General features: G+C 69.8%; 8 protein-coding genes. 4 read left to right on the forward strand and 4 right to left on the reverse strand.

Annotated elements, in window-relative coordinates; translation table 11 throughout:
• The first annotated feature begins 34 nt into the window (after positions 1-34).
• From ACLARN_RS04825 to ACLARN_RS04840, 4 genes are read left to right on the forward strand one after another with little or no spacing between them, the layout of a single operon-like run.
• Positions 35-418 (forward strand): YbaB/EbfC family nucleoid-associated protein, encoded by a 384-nt coding sequence (locus ACLARN_RS04825; protein ID WP_409490065.1) that lies wholly within the window; start codon positions 35-37, stop codon positions 416-418.
• Positions 415-768: a hypothetical protein gene (locus ACLARN_RS04830; RefSeq protein WP_409490066.1), complete on the forward strand. Its 354-nt coding sequence runs from the start codon at positions 415-417 to the stop codon at positions 766-768. The genes ACLARN_RS04825 and ACLARN_RS04830 overlap by 4 nt, the downstream gene beginning before the upstream one ends.
• Positions 769-783: 15 nt before the next feature.
• Positions 784-13,650 carry a toxin glutamine deamidase domain-containing protein gene (locus tag ACLARN_RS04835; protein ID WP_409490067.1) on the forward strand — a complete coding sequence of 4,289 codons (12,867 nt, stop codon included), beginning with the start codon at positions 784-786 and terminating at the stop codon, positions 13,648-13,650.
• Positions 13,647-15,842: an ADP-ribosylglycohydrolase family protein gene (locus ACLARN_RS04840; RefSeq protein ID WP_409490068.1), complete on the forward strand. Its 2,196-nt coding sequence runs from the start codon at positions 13,647-13,649 to the stop codon at positions 15,840-15,842. Before ACLARN_RS04835 ends, ACLARN_RS04840 begins: the two co-directional genes overlap by 4 nt.
• Positions 15,843-15,942: 100 nt before the next feature.
• Here the strand turns inward: ACLARN_RS04840 and ACLARN_RS04845 are convergent, their stop codons facing one another.
• Genes ACLARN_RS04845 through ACLARN_RS04860 form a run of 4 tightly spaced genes read right to left on the reverse strand, consistent with a single transcriptional unit; the run spans position 15,943 to position 19,135 of the window.
• Positions 15,943-16,866, reverse strand: a complete 924-nt coding sequence (locus ACLARN_RS04845; RefSeq protein ID WP_409490069.1) for a DUF6177 family protein — start codon at positions 16,864-16,866, stop codon at positions 15,943-15,945.
• Complete coding sequence (locus tag ACLARN_RS04850) at positions 16,851-17,201, reverse strand: hypothetical protein (protein WP_409490070.1); 351 nt, start codon at positions 17,199-17,201, stop codon at positions 16,851-16,853. Before ACLARN_RS04850 ends, ACLARN_RS04845 begins: the two co-directional genes overlap by 16 nt.
• Positions 17,202-17,216: 15 nt before the next feature.
• The gene (locus ACLARN_RS04855) at positions 17,217-18,473 is read right to left on the reverse strand and encodes a sensor histidine kinase (RefSeq protein WP_409490071.1); all 1,257 of its coding nucleotides are present in this window, start codon (positions 18,471-18,473) and stop codon (positions 17,217-17,219) included.
• Entirely contained in the window at positions 18,470-19,135 is a 666-nt protein-coding gene (locus ACLARN_RS04860; protein ID WP_409490072.1) for a response regulator transcription factor, read from the reverse strand. The genes ACLARN_RS04855 and ACLARN_RS04860 overlap by 4 nt, the downstream gene beginning before the upstream one ends.
• Positions 19,136-19,249 lie beyond the last annotated feature (114 nt).

Below are 19,249 nucleotides of genomic sequence, written 5' to 3' on the forward strand. Positions count from 1 at the left end.
CGCAGACTGGGCCGGAGACGAGGTGGGAGGCATCGTGGAGACGTCCGTCAACAGGTACGACGACTACCGGCGAATGGCCGAGGAACTCCGTACGGCCCAAGACCGGATCGCGGAGCTGCGGGCCACCGCCGAATCCGGCGACGGGTTGATCAGCGCGACCGTCGGCGGCTATGGCGAACTGGTGGAGCTGCATCTCGATCCCCGCATCTACCGCGTTCCCGACTCCGCCGAGCTGGCACGGTCCATCAAGGACACGATCCACCGCGCCACCGAAAGCGCACAGGAGCAGTGCTCGGCGCTCGTCGCGGGCCATCTGCCGGAGGACACCACGACCACGACCACACGCGAACCGGCCGAACTGCGGTTCGGGCCGGCTTTGCACGTACTCGACCGGCAGATCGCGGGGGAACTCCGATGACCTGGCTGAGCCTGAACGGTGACGACGTCGCCGACATGGATCCGGACGCGACCGGTTCCTTCATGGGGAATCTTCGTGGCGCGTCCGACGACCTCCGCGACGCCTGGACCCGCGACAACAACCGGATGGTCGCCGCCAATCAGATCGGCCGTGGCCCGTTGGGCGAGGCGTTCACCAGCCTGCTCAAGGACGAGAAGGGGGAACTCGCGCCGGACAAGGCCCGAGCGGCCGCGGCCTCGGTTCCCGGCTTCTACGTCAAGGTCGCGGAACTCGGCGAGCTGCTGGTGCCGGTCTATGTGGCCCATGACGCCGAGGCCGCCAGTGCCATCTGGTCGTCGGTTCGCAGCTGATCGGCGCTCGCGGTCATGGAGGACAAAGGCCCGCCGTCGGGCGATTTCTGGAACCTGATCCTTTCCGAAGGCGGCGAGTCCGCCGACGTTTACTACCCGCCGGACAGCGCGGTCCACTCGCACGAGAAGGCTGAGGCGTTCAAAGCCGCCGCGGGACACGTGCGGCAAGCCGTGACGCGCACGAACGACATCGTGACCCAGTTGCACAGCACCGCTTGGCGGGACAGGGGCGGCGCGAGCATGCGCGAGCTCGTCCAGACCAACAACAACGGCGAGAACGGCATCGGCCAGATCGCCGCCGGCCTGGATTCCCTCGGCGGCGCCTACGAGTCCTACGCGAACCTCCTCGTCGAGATGAAGGACAAGATCCACGACACCTACGACCGCAACCACCTGATCTATATCGCGCTGGGGTGCAACCTTCCGGGAGTACGGAGTTACTACCGGCGGAAGCTGGCGGAGGGGGTGGCCGACGACATCGCCGACATGATCCGCGAAACCGCGGCGAACATGCTGAACCCGACGACGCCGGACGTGACCCCGCACGACGGGTTCTTCGGTGGTCTTTGGGATTCGGCCGTCGTGCAGTTCAAGGCGATCGTCGGGCTCGCCGGTTTCGGCGAAGGGTTCTGGTCCCTCTACAACGCGCAGCAGGCATGGGGAAATCTCGGCTTGCTGGTCGGCGGGGCGGTGTTGTACACCCTCGACCCGAACGTGGGAAAGTTCGTCGACGACAAGCTGTTCAATGGCGTGTTCGGCGACGTGCTCACCGAATTCGGCAAGAACTTCGTCGACCACCAGGCCTGGGGGAAGGACTGGTGGCACGTCGCTGGCTACACCACCGGCAACCTCGTCGGCCTGATCGGCACCCGCGGCGCCGGGGCGGGTATCGCCCGTGGGGCGCGTGCCTTGGGGAAAGGCGCGAGGGCGGTCGACCTCACCGGATTCCCGAAGGGCGTCCACAAGGTCGGTGAAGTGGTCAGCAAGGCGAATCTCACCGGCTTGACCAAGTACGGCCTCGGCAAGGCGTCTCATGTCGTCGACAACGTCCGGAACTTCTCCCGCGAAGATCGCGTCGGAGTGCACGAAGCCCCGCGTGCCAAGGAAACCCCGGCACCCCCGCGGCCGGGAGAGCCGGGGCAGGGCGGCACCCGCCCGACGGGCGATCCTGGCGGGACCCCACCGCCACCCGGTCCCAAGGAACCTGTCACGCCTTCGGGAGGTACCCCTCCGGAGGCCCCCGGGCGAGGGCCGGGAGGGCCCGAGAACCACCACCCCAGCGGCGAGCGCACGCCCACCGTGCCGGAACGGGAGAGCCCGTCGGGACAACACCGGCCCGAACAGCAGGCCCAGCATCCCGCCGAGGCACCGGCCCGGAAACCACCCGAGGTGGACACGCCACCGAAAGACGTGCAGGGTGGCAGGCCGCCGTCGCATGGGCCGGAGGAGATCCAGCGTTCGCCGAACGGTCCCGTTCCCGAACACGGTCCTGAGCGGGTGGCGCCGGCCGCGGACGCGGCCAAGAACGAAGGCCTGTCACACAATCCGCGTGGCGGAGAGAGCACGTCGCCGTCCACGAGCGGCCGGGGCGAGGGTGCGCAGGCCCCGATGTCGCGTGAGGTGTTCAGCCAGACCGATGTCATGAACGCGGCGCGGGGTTCGGACCCGTTGATGTATCGGATCGCGGAGCGTGACCTGCAGAATTCCGCGCGCCCCGCGACCCGGCAGGCCGCCGATTCCTGGTTCGGGAAGGAAGGTGGAGCGGGTACGGCTCCACATCGTGGGGACACGCCGCCGCCCGGACCACCGTCCGGAGTGGACAAAGCGGCCAAAGCCGAACCGGTCGCCAAGGCCGAACCGTGGGCCGAGGCGGCCAAGCACCGCCAGGGCATGCGGGAGATGCGGGAACAGCTGGACGCGATGGCCAGGCAGGAGGCCCGAGCCGCCGAAGGCGCCCGGGCGGGCGAGGCCGAAAAGTCAGGCGGGACGGCGAACGGACCGGTGCCCTCGCGCGAGATCAGCGGGGCCGAGCGTCTCCGGGGGGAGCGGCTGTTGGCCCAACTGGACGAGGTGCGGCCTCGGCTCGATGAGTTGCGGGATCGGCAAGGAGGGGTGCCGAGCGAGGCTTCGAAGTCTCTCAAACTGCTGGACGAGCTGCTTTCGGGCCGGGTCACCGAATCCGCGAACAAGATGGGCTGGGCCGCTTTCGGGGAGCGGATGCGAGAGGGCACCGGACCGATGGCGGCGGTGCACGGTGGGGAGTCGGCCGGCCCGAGGGGCGGCCACGCCGAGCGTCAGCGGTTCGACGCGATGTGGCGTGACCTGGAGGGGATGAAGGCCGAGCTGGACGGGTTGCTGGAGAAGGCGCCTGCTCCGGGTGCGCGGGCCGAGCCGATGATCGGGCCGAGGGAAAGCGCCGCACCGCAACGGAGTCCGGACGCCGGGCCGTCGCCAAGGTCTTCCGACCTGCCGAGCCGGCCCGGTCCGGAGCCGACGGCGAAGCCTAGTGGCGGTGGGCCACCGGTGTTGTCCCCACCGCGGGAGCCGGTCGGTTTGGTGGACGTCGCCGCCAAGGCCGATGCGCTCGACCTGGCCAGGGGGGAGCGGCTGATGAAGGCGGACATAGAGGCCGCCTTGAAGCATCCGGGTGAGCCTGTGGCCTCGCGTCCGGTCAGCGCGGCGGAGCGCGCCCGAGGGGAGAAGGTGCTGGCCGGGCTCGACGAACTGCGCCCGCGCCTGGATGAGTTGCGGGACAGGCAGGGCGGGTTGCCGAAGGAGGCTTCGGAGTCCGTTCGGCTGCTGGAGAAGTTGTTGTTCGGCGAGAAAGCCGAAGGGCTCGCGGGCTGGCGTTCCCTTGACGAGTGGATCAAAGGGGAAACGCGGTCCGCCGGGGTCTCGCGCGGTGTCGAATCTTCGGCGAAGCGGTTCGACGATCTGTGGTCCAAACTGGACGGAGTCAAGGCCGAGCTGGACGGGTTGCTGGAGAAGGCACCCGCTCCGGGGGCGCGAGCCGAGCCGACGTTGGGGCCGAGGGAAAGCGCCGCACCGGAGCGGAGTCCGGACGCCGGGCCGACCCACCGGTACGTCGACGCACCGCCCCGGCCCGCTCCCGAACCGACGGGGAAGCCTCGTGGCGGTGGGCCGCCGGTGCTGTCCCCGCCTCGGGACCCGCTGGGGATCGTCGACGCCGTCGACAAGGCCCGCACGCTCGAACGAGCGGAAGCCGACCGGATCATCAAGGAGCAGATCGCCGCGGCCAACGAAACTCCGCGTGGCCGTGAGGTGCGACCGGACGAGTCCGTGCCGCAGCGCCCGCTCAGTGCGGAGGAACGCCTTCGGTGGGAGTCCGCGCGGACGACGTTGGACGAGATGAAGCCCCGCTTCGGCGAACTGCGGGACAAAGGGGGCGAGCTGCCGAAGGCGGCGTCGGATTCCCTTCGGTTGCTGGACGAGTGGTCGGCCGGTGGCTTGTCGGAGACCGCGCGTGAGACCGGTCGCCATTCTCTGGTGGATTGGGTCCGAAACGAAGCGAAGCCCGCTGATGTCGGGTCTCTGCGGAGGCGGTTCGACGAGCTGTGGCCCAACCTGGACGGGCTGAAGGCCGAACTCACCGGTCTGCTGGAGAAGGCGCCGACGCCTGTCCACGGCCCGCGACCCGAGGGTGTGGCCGGGCCGAGGATCGTCGGTTCCGAAACCGGTTTGCGGCAGGCCGTGGGCGATGGTGTCGCTCCGCCGACGGCACGAGGACTTCATGACTCCGCCGGACCGCGGGGAGAGGCCAAACCGGACCGGCCCCTCGTCGGTCTGCCCTCGACCAAGGGGGAACTGAAGTTCGACCCGCTGACCGAGCTCGGCCAGTTGAGGTCGTTCCTTGGCGAAGCACTGGCAGGGCGTCTTGACCGGGCGTCGGAGCCTTTCGTGATCGCCAAGATCGAAAGAGTGGGCACCGAGTTGGGCAAGCTGCTCGATGTCGGTCCGCCGACCAGGGCGGCGCACCACATGATCGTGCAGTCACGGCACTTGATAGACGAGATGACGGCCGAGGTCCGCGGTACCCCGAGCACTCCCCGGCCGGAGCCAGAGAAGGCGCCGGGGACGCTGTCTTCTCAGCTTCGTGCGGCGCGGGTCGCGCTGGAGGAGCTCAAGGCGGGCACCACGAAGTTCCTGTACGACAACCGGGCCCGGTTCGACACGGACCTGCCCGCACCCTGGTCGCCCGAGGCGCTGTCCACCCTCATCGGCGAAGAACGCGTGCCCCCGGCCAGAACCGAGCCTCCGACCGCGCAACCCCTCCCGAACAAGGCGATCATCGCTCACCCCGACGGCGCGATCGAGCCGCTGCGGGAAAGTCCGGTGCGCCCGCGGCATTACGTCGGCCCGGATCAGGGAGCGCGGCCGGTGCCCGGCTGGACCGAGGCCCCGGTGGTCGGCCGCCCCGTGACGCCGGACGTCGGCCGTCCGGTGGAGACGGTTCCGGGTGACCCCGAGATCCCGGTGCCTGGCAGGCCCGTGGAGCCGGGGCCCGGCTTTCCCGAACCGCCGTCCACGAACCCGGTCCGGCCCGAGACCGACCCGGCGACGCCGGGTGCCCCGAAGGAACCGGACCGTCCACCGGAGTGGGCTCCCGAGCGGTCGCCGGAGATCGCCCCGCCCGAAATCGAGGCCCCGGTCCAGCCGCTCACCCCGTTCGGTCCCGCGCGCCCCGGTCCGGAAGATCCGGTGCGGCCGTTGGAGATCCCGCCGTTGCCGGGGTTCGTCGGCGCCCAGCCGGTGAACCCCGGCAGCAGGCCGCAGGCCCCGGTCAGGCCGCTGACGCCGGGCGGGCGCGAGCGTCCGGACCCGGAAATCCCCACCGACATCCCCCTCGAGCTCCGCGATCCCGATATCCCGCTGGAACTGTCCACACCGGACCCGGACGTGAGTGGCCGTCCGCCGTCCGCCGCCCCCGATCCCCGGTGGCCGTTCCCGCTGCCGCCGCGCGCGGCGGCAGACCCGGAACCTCCTGCCGAACCTGCCGATGAGTCGCGGGAAACCCATCTCGACAAGGTGGCCCTAGGGTTGGAGCCCGGCCGGGACCTCACCCCCGAGGAACGCGCGAAGCTGGCGGCGCAGGACGTCCAATCGCCGGAGTTACCCGCGCTTCGCCGCGCGCTCGGCGATCTCCTGGACAAGCTCCGGAACATGTTCCCCGACGACTACCCGGCGGTTTTCGGGGATCTCGCGAACGACAAGCACTCGATGGAGGAACGGGTCCTCCTCGCGGGTAAGTACCTCGACCTCGTGTCGCCGAACAGGCCGGGTTCGCATCCGCCGGACGAGCTTCCGAGGCAGGTCGAAGAGGCCGCCCCGAAGGCGCTCGCCCGGTTGGACCGCGAGCTCGCCGATGGCGTGCTTTCGAGTGAAGAGGTCCAGCGGCGAAAGGAGGCCTGGGCCGATTTCACCCGGCAGGCCGGGGAATTGCGGGACGTGATCGCCGAGGCGGAGCGAAGCCGGGATATCCGGCCGCTGCTGGACAAGCTCCGAGAGTTCGGTGATTCCCTGCGGGAGTACGCCAGGGAGCACGCGGATTCCGCCGTTCCCGCTTGGCCGGAGGTCGTCGCGTTCGATCTTCTCGATCCGCACCGCATGCGGTTCCTGCAGCCGTCGGTGACGGCGGGCGGCCGCTTCGACGTCGTGACCCAGGCGATCGTCCTGCATTGGCTCGAAACGATCTTCGGGAGGCCGGGCGCGGATTTCGTGCATCGCATGCTGGACTCCGTGGTGCCGTGGGACAAGGCGTCGATCGAAAGGCATCCGAAGCGACAGGAGATCCTGGACGCGCTCGCGGAAGCGGGTGTTCTGCAGCGTGACGGCGTGGCCTTACCCGAACTGGGACTCGGCCTGATCCAGCCGCGGATCGGGATGGGCGAGTTCCTCACCACCCTGCTGCACGAGTTCACCGTGCACCTGTTGCAGGAGCCGAAACCCACCGTCCCGTACGGAAACACCGACACGGCGTGGCTCGAAGCCCTGCTCCACGCGTCCCACGAGTTCCAGGGCCGAAGCGGGGAACTCCTGGCCATCGAGGCGTTACGAGCGGCCGCGGGGAACTCCGTCGTACCTCGGGAACTGCGTGGCGAGGTCGTTCCTCGTGGCCTGCGGATTCCGCTGGGCGACTGGAATTCCCACTGGATGAAGCGCCTTGTCGACATCGAGTTCAGTGGCCTTCCCGAAGCGCGCCGGGCGGTTCTTCTCGAGCAGCTGCGGGCGATCGGATTCGATCACGAAGGCGACATCGCGCAGATCCACCGGGCCGTCGCCGAAGACGGGCATCCGCCGATCCTGACTCCGGCGGTCCAGGAGTTCAAGGCCGATCCGGCGGGCTTCGCGGCCAAGTACCCTCCACCGCCGTTCCAACCGCCACGGCCGTATGGCGGCCAGGTGGACGTGATCTGGCCCGACCCCATGATCGATCCGGTCGGCCACGGCCACGGTTTCCCCTTCGAACAGGGCAACCGGCGGCCTCGGCATCCGCAACGGCAGGCACCGCATCCCCAGCGTGGTGGTGTGACTGCCCCTCGACCGGTGGAACCGCCAGGGTTGCCTGCCGAGCTGAAGCCCCTTTGGGAGGCATTGGCGGCGGAGGAACGACGTACGCTCGCGGATCTCACCGCCGAAGTGGGCCCCCGAGCCGGACTTCCCGTGCTGACGAACTTCACCACTTTGCTGGCACGGAAGAACGGCTTTCCCTCGGAAGCAGGAGCCTCCTTGGCCAGGTGGCTGGGACGGATCGCCCCGCCGACCGGTCTGCCCGCCGAATGGACGCTGGTCTGGCACGCGCTTCCGGCCGTCGCCCAGCGGGCCTTCACGGAGTTGATCGCCGCCGTCGGTGCGGCCGCGGCGACGACGGAGCTGGCCGAGCGGGTCGCCGGGCTGACCACGAGCGATGGCGGGATCCTCGAACAGATCGTTGACCTGCAAGGGCATCCGGAACGGTTCGACGTCCTCGGCGAGCAGCTGACCGCGTCGATCGTCCCATTGTCGGCAGGGGTGCCGACCGCGGTTTGGGCGGTGCTGACCGACCCCGAGCGAAGCGCGCTCACCGACATCGGCCGGGTCGACGGCTTGAACGCCCTCGGGACGCTGACGGCGCTGACCGCGGCGGTGGCAGGGGAGACAAAGCCTTCGGCCGTCGGCCAGCTGCCCGCGGTGCTGACGTCTTTCCCCGCCGATCTGCGTCGAGAACTCGCACACCGGTTGACGAACTTCCTCGGCGAGGGCGCGGCCGACCCCCGGCCACTCGAGCAGGCGGCACCGCCCGCCACCGCCGGACCGGTTCCCATCGAAACGGGGAAGCCGGTCACCGGGAAAACCGATCCCGCCGCGGTCGAGCAGGCGTTGTGGCGCGCGTTCCCCGACGCGGTATCCGCCGCCGGAATGACGATCGTCGGCTGGTACACCAGGTCGGCCGTGGTCGCCGATCCGGACGGCCGGACGTTCACCGTCCTCGTCGACGTCGTCGTCGCCGACCTCGGTGACGCGACCGGCCAGTGGTCTGTACCGCGACGTGACTCGATGGTCAAGCAGGCGGACACCGTCAGGATCACGGCGTCGAGCCGGATGCCGCTCGACGAGGCACTCCGGTTGCTCGTACACGGGCTCGCCGCCGGACACGCGAGCCTCAGCGGAGATCGCGCCGCGGACCCCGGCGCGAGGTTCCTGAGCCCGGAAGGGAATCTGGACGCGAAGCCGGCGCCGACCCCCGCCGACCGGGGCTATCTCGCTCAGCTCGTCGTCCTCGAACGCGCGCTCGACGGCGCCAGGTGGAACCTGCCGAAGCGATTCCGCCTCCAGAAGGAAATCCGCGAGGTGCTCGGCAAGCTCGGCCTCGATCCGAATCAGGCGAACCACGGTCACCGCCAGGCCGCCTTGGAGAACGAACCCGTCAGGTGGGTGGTCACGCGTCACCTCCCGCCCACGAAAACGGACGGCTATCCGCTGACGTCGACCCATGTCGCCACCGGCCTCATCACCGGTTTTCTGCCGGCGGGTGGTGCGGCGGCGGTCTTCGCGGCGTCGGGTTCGCCCGCCAGCGGCGTCGCCTGGGGCGTTTTCGGTTTGGTCAACGCCGTCTACAGTGGATTCCTCGCCCGCGACTGGGATATCAAGAAGGACGAGCAGGTCGCCGAAGGGCGGAAGTACGACCTCAAGGCCCGTGAGATCGACGCCGCCGCGGCTCCCGCCACCCGGGCGCGTTCGTTGCTGGAGGTTCTGGGCTGGTCTCCCCAGGACGGTCCCGACGTTCCGGCGGACAAACCGGTGGACGAGCAGACGATGGGGCCCAAGCCCGATCTCGCGCAAAGCCTGCGCAAGCACGTGGACCGGTTCAGCGTCCCGCCGCTGGCCGCGTTGGGGGCGGGGTCCGTGACCGCCGTGTCCTTCGAACTACTGACGGAGACCGGGGTCGGGCTGCCCTCCTGGCTCAGTCTCGGCGTGTACGCGGTCGGGGCCGCGCTCTGGCTGCCCTTCGCCGAACGTGCGCGAACGCGGGTCCAGAAGGGGGCCGAGCTCAAAGCGATCGACAAGCGGGCCAGGGGGCTGGACAAAGCCGAAGCGGACGTCTACGCGGCCATCGGGCAGCGACTCGGTTTGGAGCGGCCGCCCGAACCGAGTGAGGTGCCCGACCCGCGCGATGCCCACCTGTCCGTGCCCGAGCTGAGCGTCGCGGCCAATCTGCCGGATTTCTCCCAGTACCTCAGCGAGATCCTCCGGCGAGGACTGCGGCCGACCGCGGCGGGCACGATCGACAACACCGCGCTGCTGGCCCAGCACCTGACGCTGTTCCAGGGGCTGGCCGCCTATGGGGCCGGGAAGAGCCTGCTCATGCTGCCGATCGCGATCTGGCAGCTGAACAAACTGGATCAGAGCGAGCTCGGGTACACAGTGGACAGAAGGTCCTTCGACGAGCGGGATATCCGCCGTCTGATGCGGCCGGACGTCCTGGCGGAGCGCATGGCGCTGCTCGACCGGGTCGAGAAGATGGTCAACCCCGCCAAGCCCGGTCCGCTGCGGCGCTTGCTCGCGGCGCTTCCCTTCGTCGGACGGCCGAAACCGAAGCCGGAACCGGTGCGCCCGGTGGTACCGAGTGAGCCGTCGACGGAGACACGGCCGGGTTTCGCGCCGCGCGCCGAGTTCATGAAGACCTACACGCGGCTTTCGCTCGGTAGCTCCGGAGTGACCGTCGTCTTCGTGGAGGTGTTCGGCGCCAGCGAATCGTTGGCGATGGCCGCGCTGGTGGCCGGCCTGTTCGGGCCGGTGATCGGCTGGCGCAAGTGGTGGCACCGGCGACACGAGCTGGAACTCGGGGACAAGGACATCGCCGAGACCAACCAGGGGAAGGCGGCCGAGCGCGCCGCGGTGCTGACGGCCGCGTCGGCTTTCGTGGACACCCAGGTGATGCTCTCCGCCGCGACGGTGGCGGCCGAGCTGGAGCGGGCCGATCGATCGCAAGCGCGTCAGGTCGCGTCGACAACGGCGGCCGTCCCCGAGTTCACCGCGATCAAGATCAACGTGCACGAGTATCCGTACGGGAACTGGGCGAGCCTTTATCAGGACGCGCTCCGGGAGCTGCGGCGCTCTCTCGACGCGGAGGCGGCCCGGTTGAACCCGGATCAGCCCCGACGGGACTGGGGTGACTACCGGACGCTCGGTGAGCGACGGGTGGCGATCGAGGAACTCCTCGTCCTCGCCAAGCGGGCGGCGACGTACCTCGACGACCACCACCGGACCGGGAACGGCCTGCCCGTCTGGGAAGCGAACGCCGATCTGAGCAACGCCATCGACGAATACCGCTGGCTGAACTCGCCGGAGTGGCCGAAGGCGCTGGACCCCGCACCCGACGCGCCCCGTCGCCCTGGCGACGATCCCGAGGTCAAGCAGGCCGAGGAAGCCGCCGTCAGGCATCTCCAGTACCGGGACCCGCCGGTACGGAGGAACTGGATCGACCACCGGGGCGGGTGGCAGGGTTCGTCCGAGCGGCCAGGCGGCCGTCCTGGCGACGCCGACCTGCCGTTCGGTCACGGAAGCGACGGCTACCTCGCCCGGCTGATCGGAACCACGGAACTGAACCACCTGCCGTCGATCCACGCCGGTATCCCGAGCGCGGGCAGGTACGGCATCGCGCGGTACATCCGGGAGCATCACCCCGAACTGCCCCGCACCAACCCGAAGTACCACTCGCCCAACGCGCGCCAGGACGGCTACCAGACCAACTGCACGCGCGACGTCGTCTATTACGTGCGACGGCTGCGCGGCGAGGACGTGACGGCTCCGCCCCTCCGGCCCGCGGACTCGGAGGTGCTGGGCAACCTGGCCTACATCTCGGACCGGCTCGGCGGGATCTGGGACGAGAGCCACGGCACGAGTTACGACAGTGTCATCGCCGCGATGATGGACCGGCCCTCCGGCGCGATGGCCGTGCTGGCCATGGAATACCGCGTGGCGGACGGGAGGATCAAACGGCACGTCGCGCTGGTGGCCAACGACAACGGCAGGATCGTGTTCCTCGACCCGCAGGACGGCTGGTTGCTGAGCCTGCCGGAGAGCCCGGTAAAGCTCGACCTGTTGCCTTTCACCGATGTGGACCTGCCGCCCGCCGTCACGCCGAAGGGTGTCCAGCCGCCGAGAGGAGATCTCCACCTGCCGGAGCCGGAACTCCGGCCACAGGATCGGGTCGTGGTGGTCTCGCCGGAGGGGCATGCCCAGTACCGTTCGTTCCTCGAACTGGGGCGGGAACAGGGATACAACGGCAAGGATGACGGCGTCCGGCTCGGCTCGGCCGAAGTGGAAGCCATCAGCGCCAGGGAAACGGGCCACGCCGCCTACCGGGAGAACGGGAATCCGGCGGTTTCCGGGCCACACGAAGTCTCCGCGTTGTTCCGGACGACGCGGCGCAACGCGCTGCCCGCGATGCACGCGAAGACCGTGGTCGGCCGTTGGGCGACCGCCGTTTCCTACCTCCTCGCGAACCACCGCCAGCTTCCCGCGACCAATCCGGACTACTACTCGCCGAACGCCCTCGACGACGGGTATCTGACCAACTGCACCCGTTCCGTCGTCTATTACGTGCGGCGCCTGCGCGGCGAGGACGTGACGGCACCGCCGGTACCGCTGGACCGGCTGCAGGAGATGTCCAGCCTGGAGTACATCTCGGATCGGCTCGGCGGGACCTGGGACCATGGTCACGGCACGAGTTACGACAGTGTCATCGCCGCGATGACGGACCGGCCGGTCGGGGCGCTGGCCGTCATCCACGTGACCTCCACCGAGCGCGGCGGATCGGTCCGGGACCATGTGGCGCTGGTGAGCCGGGACGCGAACGGCGTCGTTTTCCTGGAGCCGCACAACGGCTGGCTGATGCGGTTGCCGAGGCGGGTGACCGGGATCGGGCTGCTGACCTTCACCGACGCGGAGCTGCCACCGCGCGGACACGCCGCGATCTTCACGGCGGCGACCGCCGAAGTCGCGCGGCGCGGAGCCGAGGAGATCCTGCACGAGAGCGTGCTGGCGTCTCCTCCCGGTCCGATCGACTTGACCGATGCGCAGTGGGCGGCCGTCCGGGCCGTGCGCGAGCGTATCGACGGCATCCCGGACAGTCTCCCCGCCGCTGAGTTCCGGCCGGAGGACCTGGAGCGGGTGAACGAGCTCGCCGATTGGCTGGCGGAAGCCGCCGGAGGCACGTCGGGGCACGGTGACGCTGAGACAACCGCCGCGTTCGTCGTGTTCGACAAGGTGTCTTGGGCTTATCAGGCATTGGACGTCGTGCGGGAACATCTCGGCACCGATCCCATGGAGATCGTGGGCCTCGAAGACCGGTTCGTCCGGCCTCGGCACGACGGCTACCGCGATCTCCGGCTGGTCCTGCGGCTGCCGAATGGGCACCTCGCCGAACTCCAGTTGCGGCTCAAGGCCATCGAGGAGGTCGTGGAGACCGCGCGGGCGCTCGACGAAACCGTCGGCACGCTCATCGGCAAGGCCGAAGAACGGACGCGGCCGCTGTCGCGCGGCGAGGAGGCGCTCGAAGTGGCGATCCTGCGACGGCGGGCCGAGTTGTTCGACGAGGCGACGAAACGCGGCCTGCCCTCGCCTCCGCCGCCGGGGCCGGAAACGTTCGGGGACGAGGCGGAGACCGCCATGACCGCGGCCGAGCCGCTCGGCTGTGTCGAGTTCGGCGATGGGCGCCAGAGTGCCAACGCCACCTATCACCTGACCTACGCCGACCACCCGCGGACGATCTACAAACCGGCTTCGGGGGAGACTCGCGCGCTGGGGTCGCATCTTCCCTTGGCGGGACAGGGATATCGTGAGAACGCCATGTACCGGCTCGCGCGAGCCGTCGGCTCGGACGCCGTCCCGCCGACCGCGTACCTCGACGGCCCGCTGGGACCCGGTTCCAGCCAGGTGTGGAGAGGGGACGCCGGTCCCGCACTGGAGGTGTCGGCCTATCCGCGCGAACAGCAACAGCTGATCGCCTTCCTGGACTACGTCGCGGCCAGTTTGGACAGAAGCTCGAACGACTGCCTGACCGGTCCGGACGGGGAGGCGATCGTGATCGACAACGGCCAGTCCTTCCCGGACTACGCCGACCCGCTGATCGGGATCAGGTCAGGCTTCGTGGCCGCCTGGTTCGATGAACCGTTCGACGCGGAGGTGCTCGCGGCGATCCGGGCGATCGATCCGGCCTGGCTGGTGCGGATGCTCGTCGCGACCGGGATCGGGGACGAGGCGGCGGACGGGGCGCGTGACCGGCTGGAAGAGATCCAGCGGCTGGGCAGGATCGCCGGGCAGCGGTGGCCTGCCCGTATCTGGGACCACGAGTGGAAACTGGTGAGGGAGTTCAAGTGAGCGGGACGGGAGGACTGATCGTGCAGGCTTCCGAAGCGATCGCCAAGGTCGAACAATGGTTGCGAGCAGGCAATCCGGTCGACCTGACCAGTGGGGAGCACGCGGTGCGGGTCGACCACGAGAACCTGCTGCGGATCCCGGAAGGGTGGTTCGTGCCCTACGACGCGGTTCGCGCGCTGGACGGCGGCGAACGGCTCGCGGCGCTCGTGCCCAAACCCGCTTTGATCGTGCGCGAGGACGGGAGCCTGCGCCATCCGGATCCCGGCCCCGACGGCACCGGGCCGAGCGTCGCGGTGGCCGTCGCCGGTCAGGAAGACTGGCAGGAGATCCTGGAACCCGAGTTCGCGCGGAGCGGGGTGGCTCACCTCGGCGTCCCGGCCGTCGCCGTCATGGCCTGGCGCAAACGAGGCCCCCGAGGCGGGGAGATCCGGGTCAACCCGGACTACCGGCTCGGACCCGAACGACTCGGTCATCCGCCCATGGACACCACCTTGGAGCAGCTGCTCGGCTGCCTGGAGACGGGGCGGCTCGACCGGCCGCGGTATCTCGCGGGTTTGCTGGCGGCGGAGCTCTACTATCCCGTCGACCACCGGACCGAGCAGCCTGTTTCCACACTGTGGCAGCAGAACCCTCGCACGATGACGGTGTTCAGTTCCCGCAGGCGGCTGCCGCCCGGCACCGCGAAATGGGTGCGAGCGGACGCGCTGTCGTTCGCCTCGGAGTTCCCCGGAACCGGGCTGTCGATCAATCCGGGCTCGTTCCCGTCGGACGTGGTCACCGCTGCCGAACTCGCGCGAACCCGGGAGCAGTGGCCGAACTTCCGGGCGACCGTCCGGAGCGTGGAGGTTTCGCCCGAATATTCCCAGGAGGTCGCGAAGGCGGCGGAGGAGATCCGATCGGAACTAGGGCTCCCCGAGCCCGTCTCCGGGCTCCCGGAAGCGGCGGGCAAAGCCAGGGCCGCCGGGTTCGAATTGTCCCTTGAGGACTGCGAGCGGTTCGTTCTCGGCCGGGCGTGGGAACAGCGCAACGGGGTGACGACCGCCGGTGTCGACTCGCCGGACGACGATGTCTCCGGTCAGCGGTGGCCGTCCGACCTGCGGGCCAATGGCCTTACCGCGGGATACGACGCGGCAGGGCGGATCCGGCCGCACGCGGCGACCTCCGGCAAGTTCTTCCGCCAGGACGCCGACGGCACGGGTTTCGCCTGGCACCGAGTCGCCGGCGCGTTCGCCGGGTTCGCGCTCGGGGAGTCGCTGGGCTCGGCCGTGGACACGATGAGCCTGCCCGAGATCAGGGCGCGGTTCGGCGAGGACGGCGTCCTCGAACCCACCGGGGCGATCGGTCCGCTGACCCGGCAGTTGCTGTTCCACACCGAGGGGTTGCTGCGAGGCCTGCCCGCCCGGTTCAGTGGCGCGGCTCCCGGCGGGCTGATGGCGCTGGGCGCCCTGTCCCTGCAGCGCTGGCAAGACGCCCAACGGGGCGAGCGCGACGGCTGGCTCTCCCATGTCCCGGAGCTGTGCGCACCAGGAGGGACCCCGCCGTCTTCCGGAGACGACGTCGCCTTTCTCGTGCCGGGAATGGTCGCGGCACTCTGTGGCGGCGGCCCGGAGTCCGATGTGGACACGGCGGCGCAGGTAGGGCGCCTGCTGGCGACGGGCGGTGGTGCCGATGGCCCCACCGCCGAGGCAGCAGGGGTGGTGGCCGCGCTGTTCGGCCAGTTGTTCCGGCGCGGGGAACCGCTGCCGCCGCACACTCTTCTCCAGCAGATCATCCAGCGCGGTCCCGCGCGCAGGCCGGTGACGGACGTGCTGGCCAACGCGGTGCGCGCGCGAGTGGAACTGGTCCGCACCGATCCCGAAGAGCTGGACGGCGTGGGTGGCGGGGGCACCGCCGTCGACGCCCTGGGCCGGGCCATGATCGCGGTGACGCGACGGTTCTTCGACCCCCGGTGGGCGATGCAGGCCGCGGTCGACCATTCCGGCCGCAGCGCGATCACCGGGGCGATCGCCGGTGCGGTGGTCGGCTCGCGGGTCGGGATCCCCGGCCTGCCGACCGGGTGGCTCGATCGGATCGAACTGGCCGACCTGATCGAAACCGTCGCGGGGGACGCCTTTTGGCACTTCTCGGCGCGGTCCCCGTCGGCGGACGAGCGTTACGCCACGGAATGGGCACGGCGGTATCCGCGCACCTAACGTCGCGGTGGTCGCGTGAAGCGGGGGCTGAAGGGGACTTTCCCCGCATGTGATGCGGGGAAAGCGCCCTTCACCGCGTGAGACGAGGGGAAAGTCCCCTTCAGCTCTCTTCGCCGAAGTGGCGGAGGACGCCGTCGAGTTCTTCGAAGGGGGATCGGCGGCCGGAGTCGAGCCGGAACCAGGCGGCCTTGTGCCCTTCGGCGCCGAGCAGTTTCACCTCGGCGTCCGGAAGGGACCCCTTCCCGCCGACGGTTTCGTGCCCGATGAGGACGCCGTAAGGCACGGCGGGCAGGGTCGGCGTGCTGGAGCGCAGGCCGTCCTGCCTGCCGGGGTGGGCGGCGACCAGCATCAGCCTGGCGATCCCGGCGAGCGCCGCGGCCAGTGCCTCGATGGCCTCCTGCCGCACCGCTCCGGCGGCCGGACCGCTGAGTTCGATCTCCTCGAGCAAGCCGGTATCCACTGTGGACACGCGCAGCCTTCCGGTCAGGCCGGGGCCGACGACGACCAGTCCGCTCGCTTCGGGAGAGCGGTCCCGGCAGAACGCGGTGAGATCGGCCGCCGACCAGGGTTCGGTCGCGGGCTCGGCGACACCCCAGCCGGTCGGCGCACCGCCGGTGAGCACCGCCACGGCGGCCTCGATGATCTCGCCGAGCCGGAGCGGCTCTCCGGTCGGGTGCAGGGCGGTGATCCGCACCTCCAGATCGCCCGAACGCCGTGCGGTGTCGACCGCGATCGTCGGCGAGGCGCCAGGAGCACGCTCGAACCGGCCGCCGTTCCAGTCCAGCGGGATTCCGCTGGTCCCCTCGCGATGCCGCCCCTGGTCGTCCCGCACCACCCACTCGCCCTGAACCTCCGCGAGCAGCTTTTCGAGTGGGTAGGTGATCCTGCTGTGTCCGGCGGTGACCACCTGGAGTGTCCGCCCGGTACCGACGGCCGCCCAAGCGGCGTCGATCAACCTGGGTGAGGCGGGGACCACGGTGCGGAACTGCTCGAAGACCAACGCTTCCTTCACCGGTTCGACCACGACAGGCCTCCGGTCCCGGTGACCAGCGCCGTGGTGAACGCCCTGGCGACCGTCTCCGCTTCGGGATCATCGCCGGGCGCCCAGATTTCGACCCACCACACCGGATGCGGCACATCGGCGCCGACGCCGAGCAGCCGCCGCACCTCATCGGGGACCCGCACCAGCCGGACATCTTCGACGGTGGTCATGAGCCTGCCGTCGGGATGGAGAAGCCGGATGAGCGGCTGCTCGTCCTGGATGTCCGCCAGCAGCTCCTGGCCCGCCGCCGCCAACGCCGGGAGGACGGTCGCGGGGCCGGGTTCGTCGCGGCACAGGCCGATGATGTCGAAGGTCACCTTCTTCGCCTTCTCTCAGTTCGTGATGACCGGGAACCGCAGTTCGAAGATCGCGCCGCCCTCGTCGGCGTTGTACACCGCGAGCGTGCCGCCGTGCGCCTGCGCGACCCACCGCACGATGGACAGCCCGAGCCCGGAAGACCCGCCTGTGCTGGCGAACCGGTCGAAGGCGTCGCCCGCCATCGTGGTGTCGATGCCAGGGCCGTGGTCCGCGACGGTCACGGTGCCACCGGCGACGGTCAGGTGCACGAACGCCTTCGCCGCGCCCGGCTGGCGGCCGTAGCGGACGGCGTTGTCGAGGAGGTTGCCGATCGCCCGTTGCAGCAGCGCGGGATCGGCGTTGACCTTCGTCGGCGCGGCGGTGACGGTGACTTCGGCGCCTTCGGTCGCGGTGTCCTCGACCACGCCCACCACCAGCTGGTCGAGCCAGATCGGCTGGATGCTCAGCTGTTCCACACCCGCGGCGAGCCGGGCGCGCACGAGTAGGTCGTCGATGATCCCGCCCATTCTCGCGGCGAGGCGGACGGTGCGCGGCAGGAGTTCCGCCGACTGGGCGGGGTTGGCCATCGCGGTTTCGGCGAGCGCGCGCAGGGCGGCGACCGGGGTGCGGAGGTCGTGCGCGGTTTCGGCCAGCAGAACTTCCTGCTGCTGCAAGGCCGCGGCCGCGGGCCGGATCGAGCGGCCGGACAGCAGGTGGCCCGCGAAACCCATGATCGCGATCAGCAGCACGCCGCCGCCGATCACCAACAGCGTGAACTGGGTGTGCGCGTCGGCTTCGGCCTTGGTGGACTTCACCGCGACGACGGCCGCGAACGCCTTGCCGTCGGTGTCGCGCAACGGTTCGGCGCGGACCTTGACCACTTGGCCGTCAGTCGCCTTTTGATGGCCCTGGACCAGTTTGCCGGTCCGCACCGCTTCGGTGGCGAGGCCGTTCAACAATTGCGCGCTCATCGGGACGCACTCGGCCCGCGAAAGGTGCGCCTGGAACGCGGCTGCGCCGCCGGGCAGGATCGCGAACTGCGGGCAGCGGTCGTTCAGCACGTCGGTGTTGACGAAGCCGAAGTCGATGGTGCCGTCGAAGGCGACCAGCCTGCTGACCGACGACGTGACCTGGTTCAGCTCGGCGTCGATCCGCTGCTCTCCCTGTTCCCCGTCCTCGCCGATGAGCAGCCACGCGAAGACGACCAGCCCGAGTGTGTTCATCACGGTGAACAACGCGGTCAGCGTCCAGCGCAGCCTGCGCAGCCGGTCGGCCGAGGAATGGGTGTTCATCGGCTGCCCAGCCGGTAGCCGAGGCCTCGGACGGCGTGGATCAGTTCGGGCTCCTTCAACTTGCGGCGCAACCGCTTCACCACCACATCGACCACATTGGACATCGGATCGGCCTGCTCGTCCCAGCAGTGCTCGATCAGATCGGCCCGCCGCACCGGCAGTCCCGCCCTGGTCAGCAGGTATTCGAGCACGGCGTACTCCTTGTTGGTCAAGGTGAGCAGCACGCCCGCCCGGCGCACCTCGCGCCGCGCGCAGTCCATCACCAGGTCTTCGTGGTGCAGCACCGAGGGCCGGTCGAACGCGGACCGGCGGCACAGGTTGCTCACCCGCTCGGTCAGTTCGGCCATCACGAACGGCTTCACGAGGTAGTCGTCGCCGCCGTGCTCGAACCCGGCCACCCGGTCGGCGAGCGCGTCACGGGCGGTGAGGAACAGCACCGGCGCCCGCCAGCCCAGCTGCCGTCGCATGTGGACGTACTCGATGGCGTCGCCGTCCGGCAGCATCCGGTCCAGCACCACGCAGTCGTGGTGCGTTCCGCGCAGCAGCCGGTCCGCTGTCGCGATGTCGCCGGCTTCGTCGACGACGAAGCCGGCCGAACGCAGCTGCGTGACCAGCGCGAGCCGCAGATTCTCGTCGTCTTCGACGACCATCACCCGTGTCATCAAAACCTCATGTTCGGACAGCGAAAGTAGACGCATGCAGTTCGCGGTGCCCCTGAACGCTAACGCGTCGGGAGCCCGGGCCCGCCCGGGCGGGAGGAACTGGCATGAACAGGA

This window comes from Amycolatopsis sp. cmx-11-12 (genome assembly GCF_046269425.1).
Lineage (GTDB): Bacteria > Actinomycetota > Actinomycetes > Mycobacteriales > Pseudonocardiaceae > Amycolatopsis.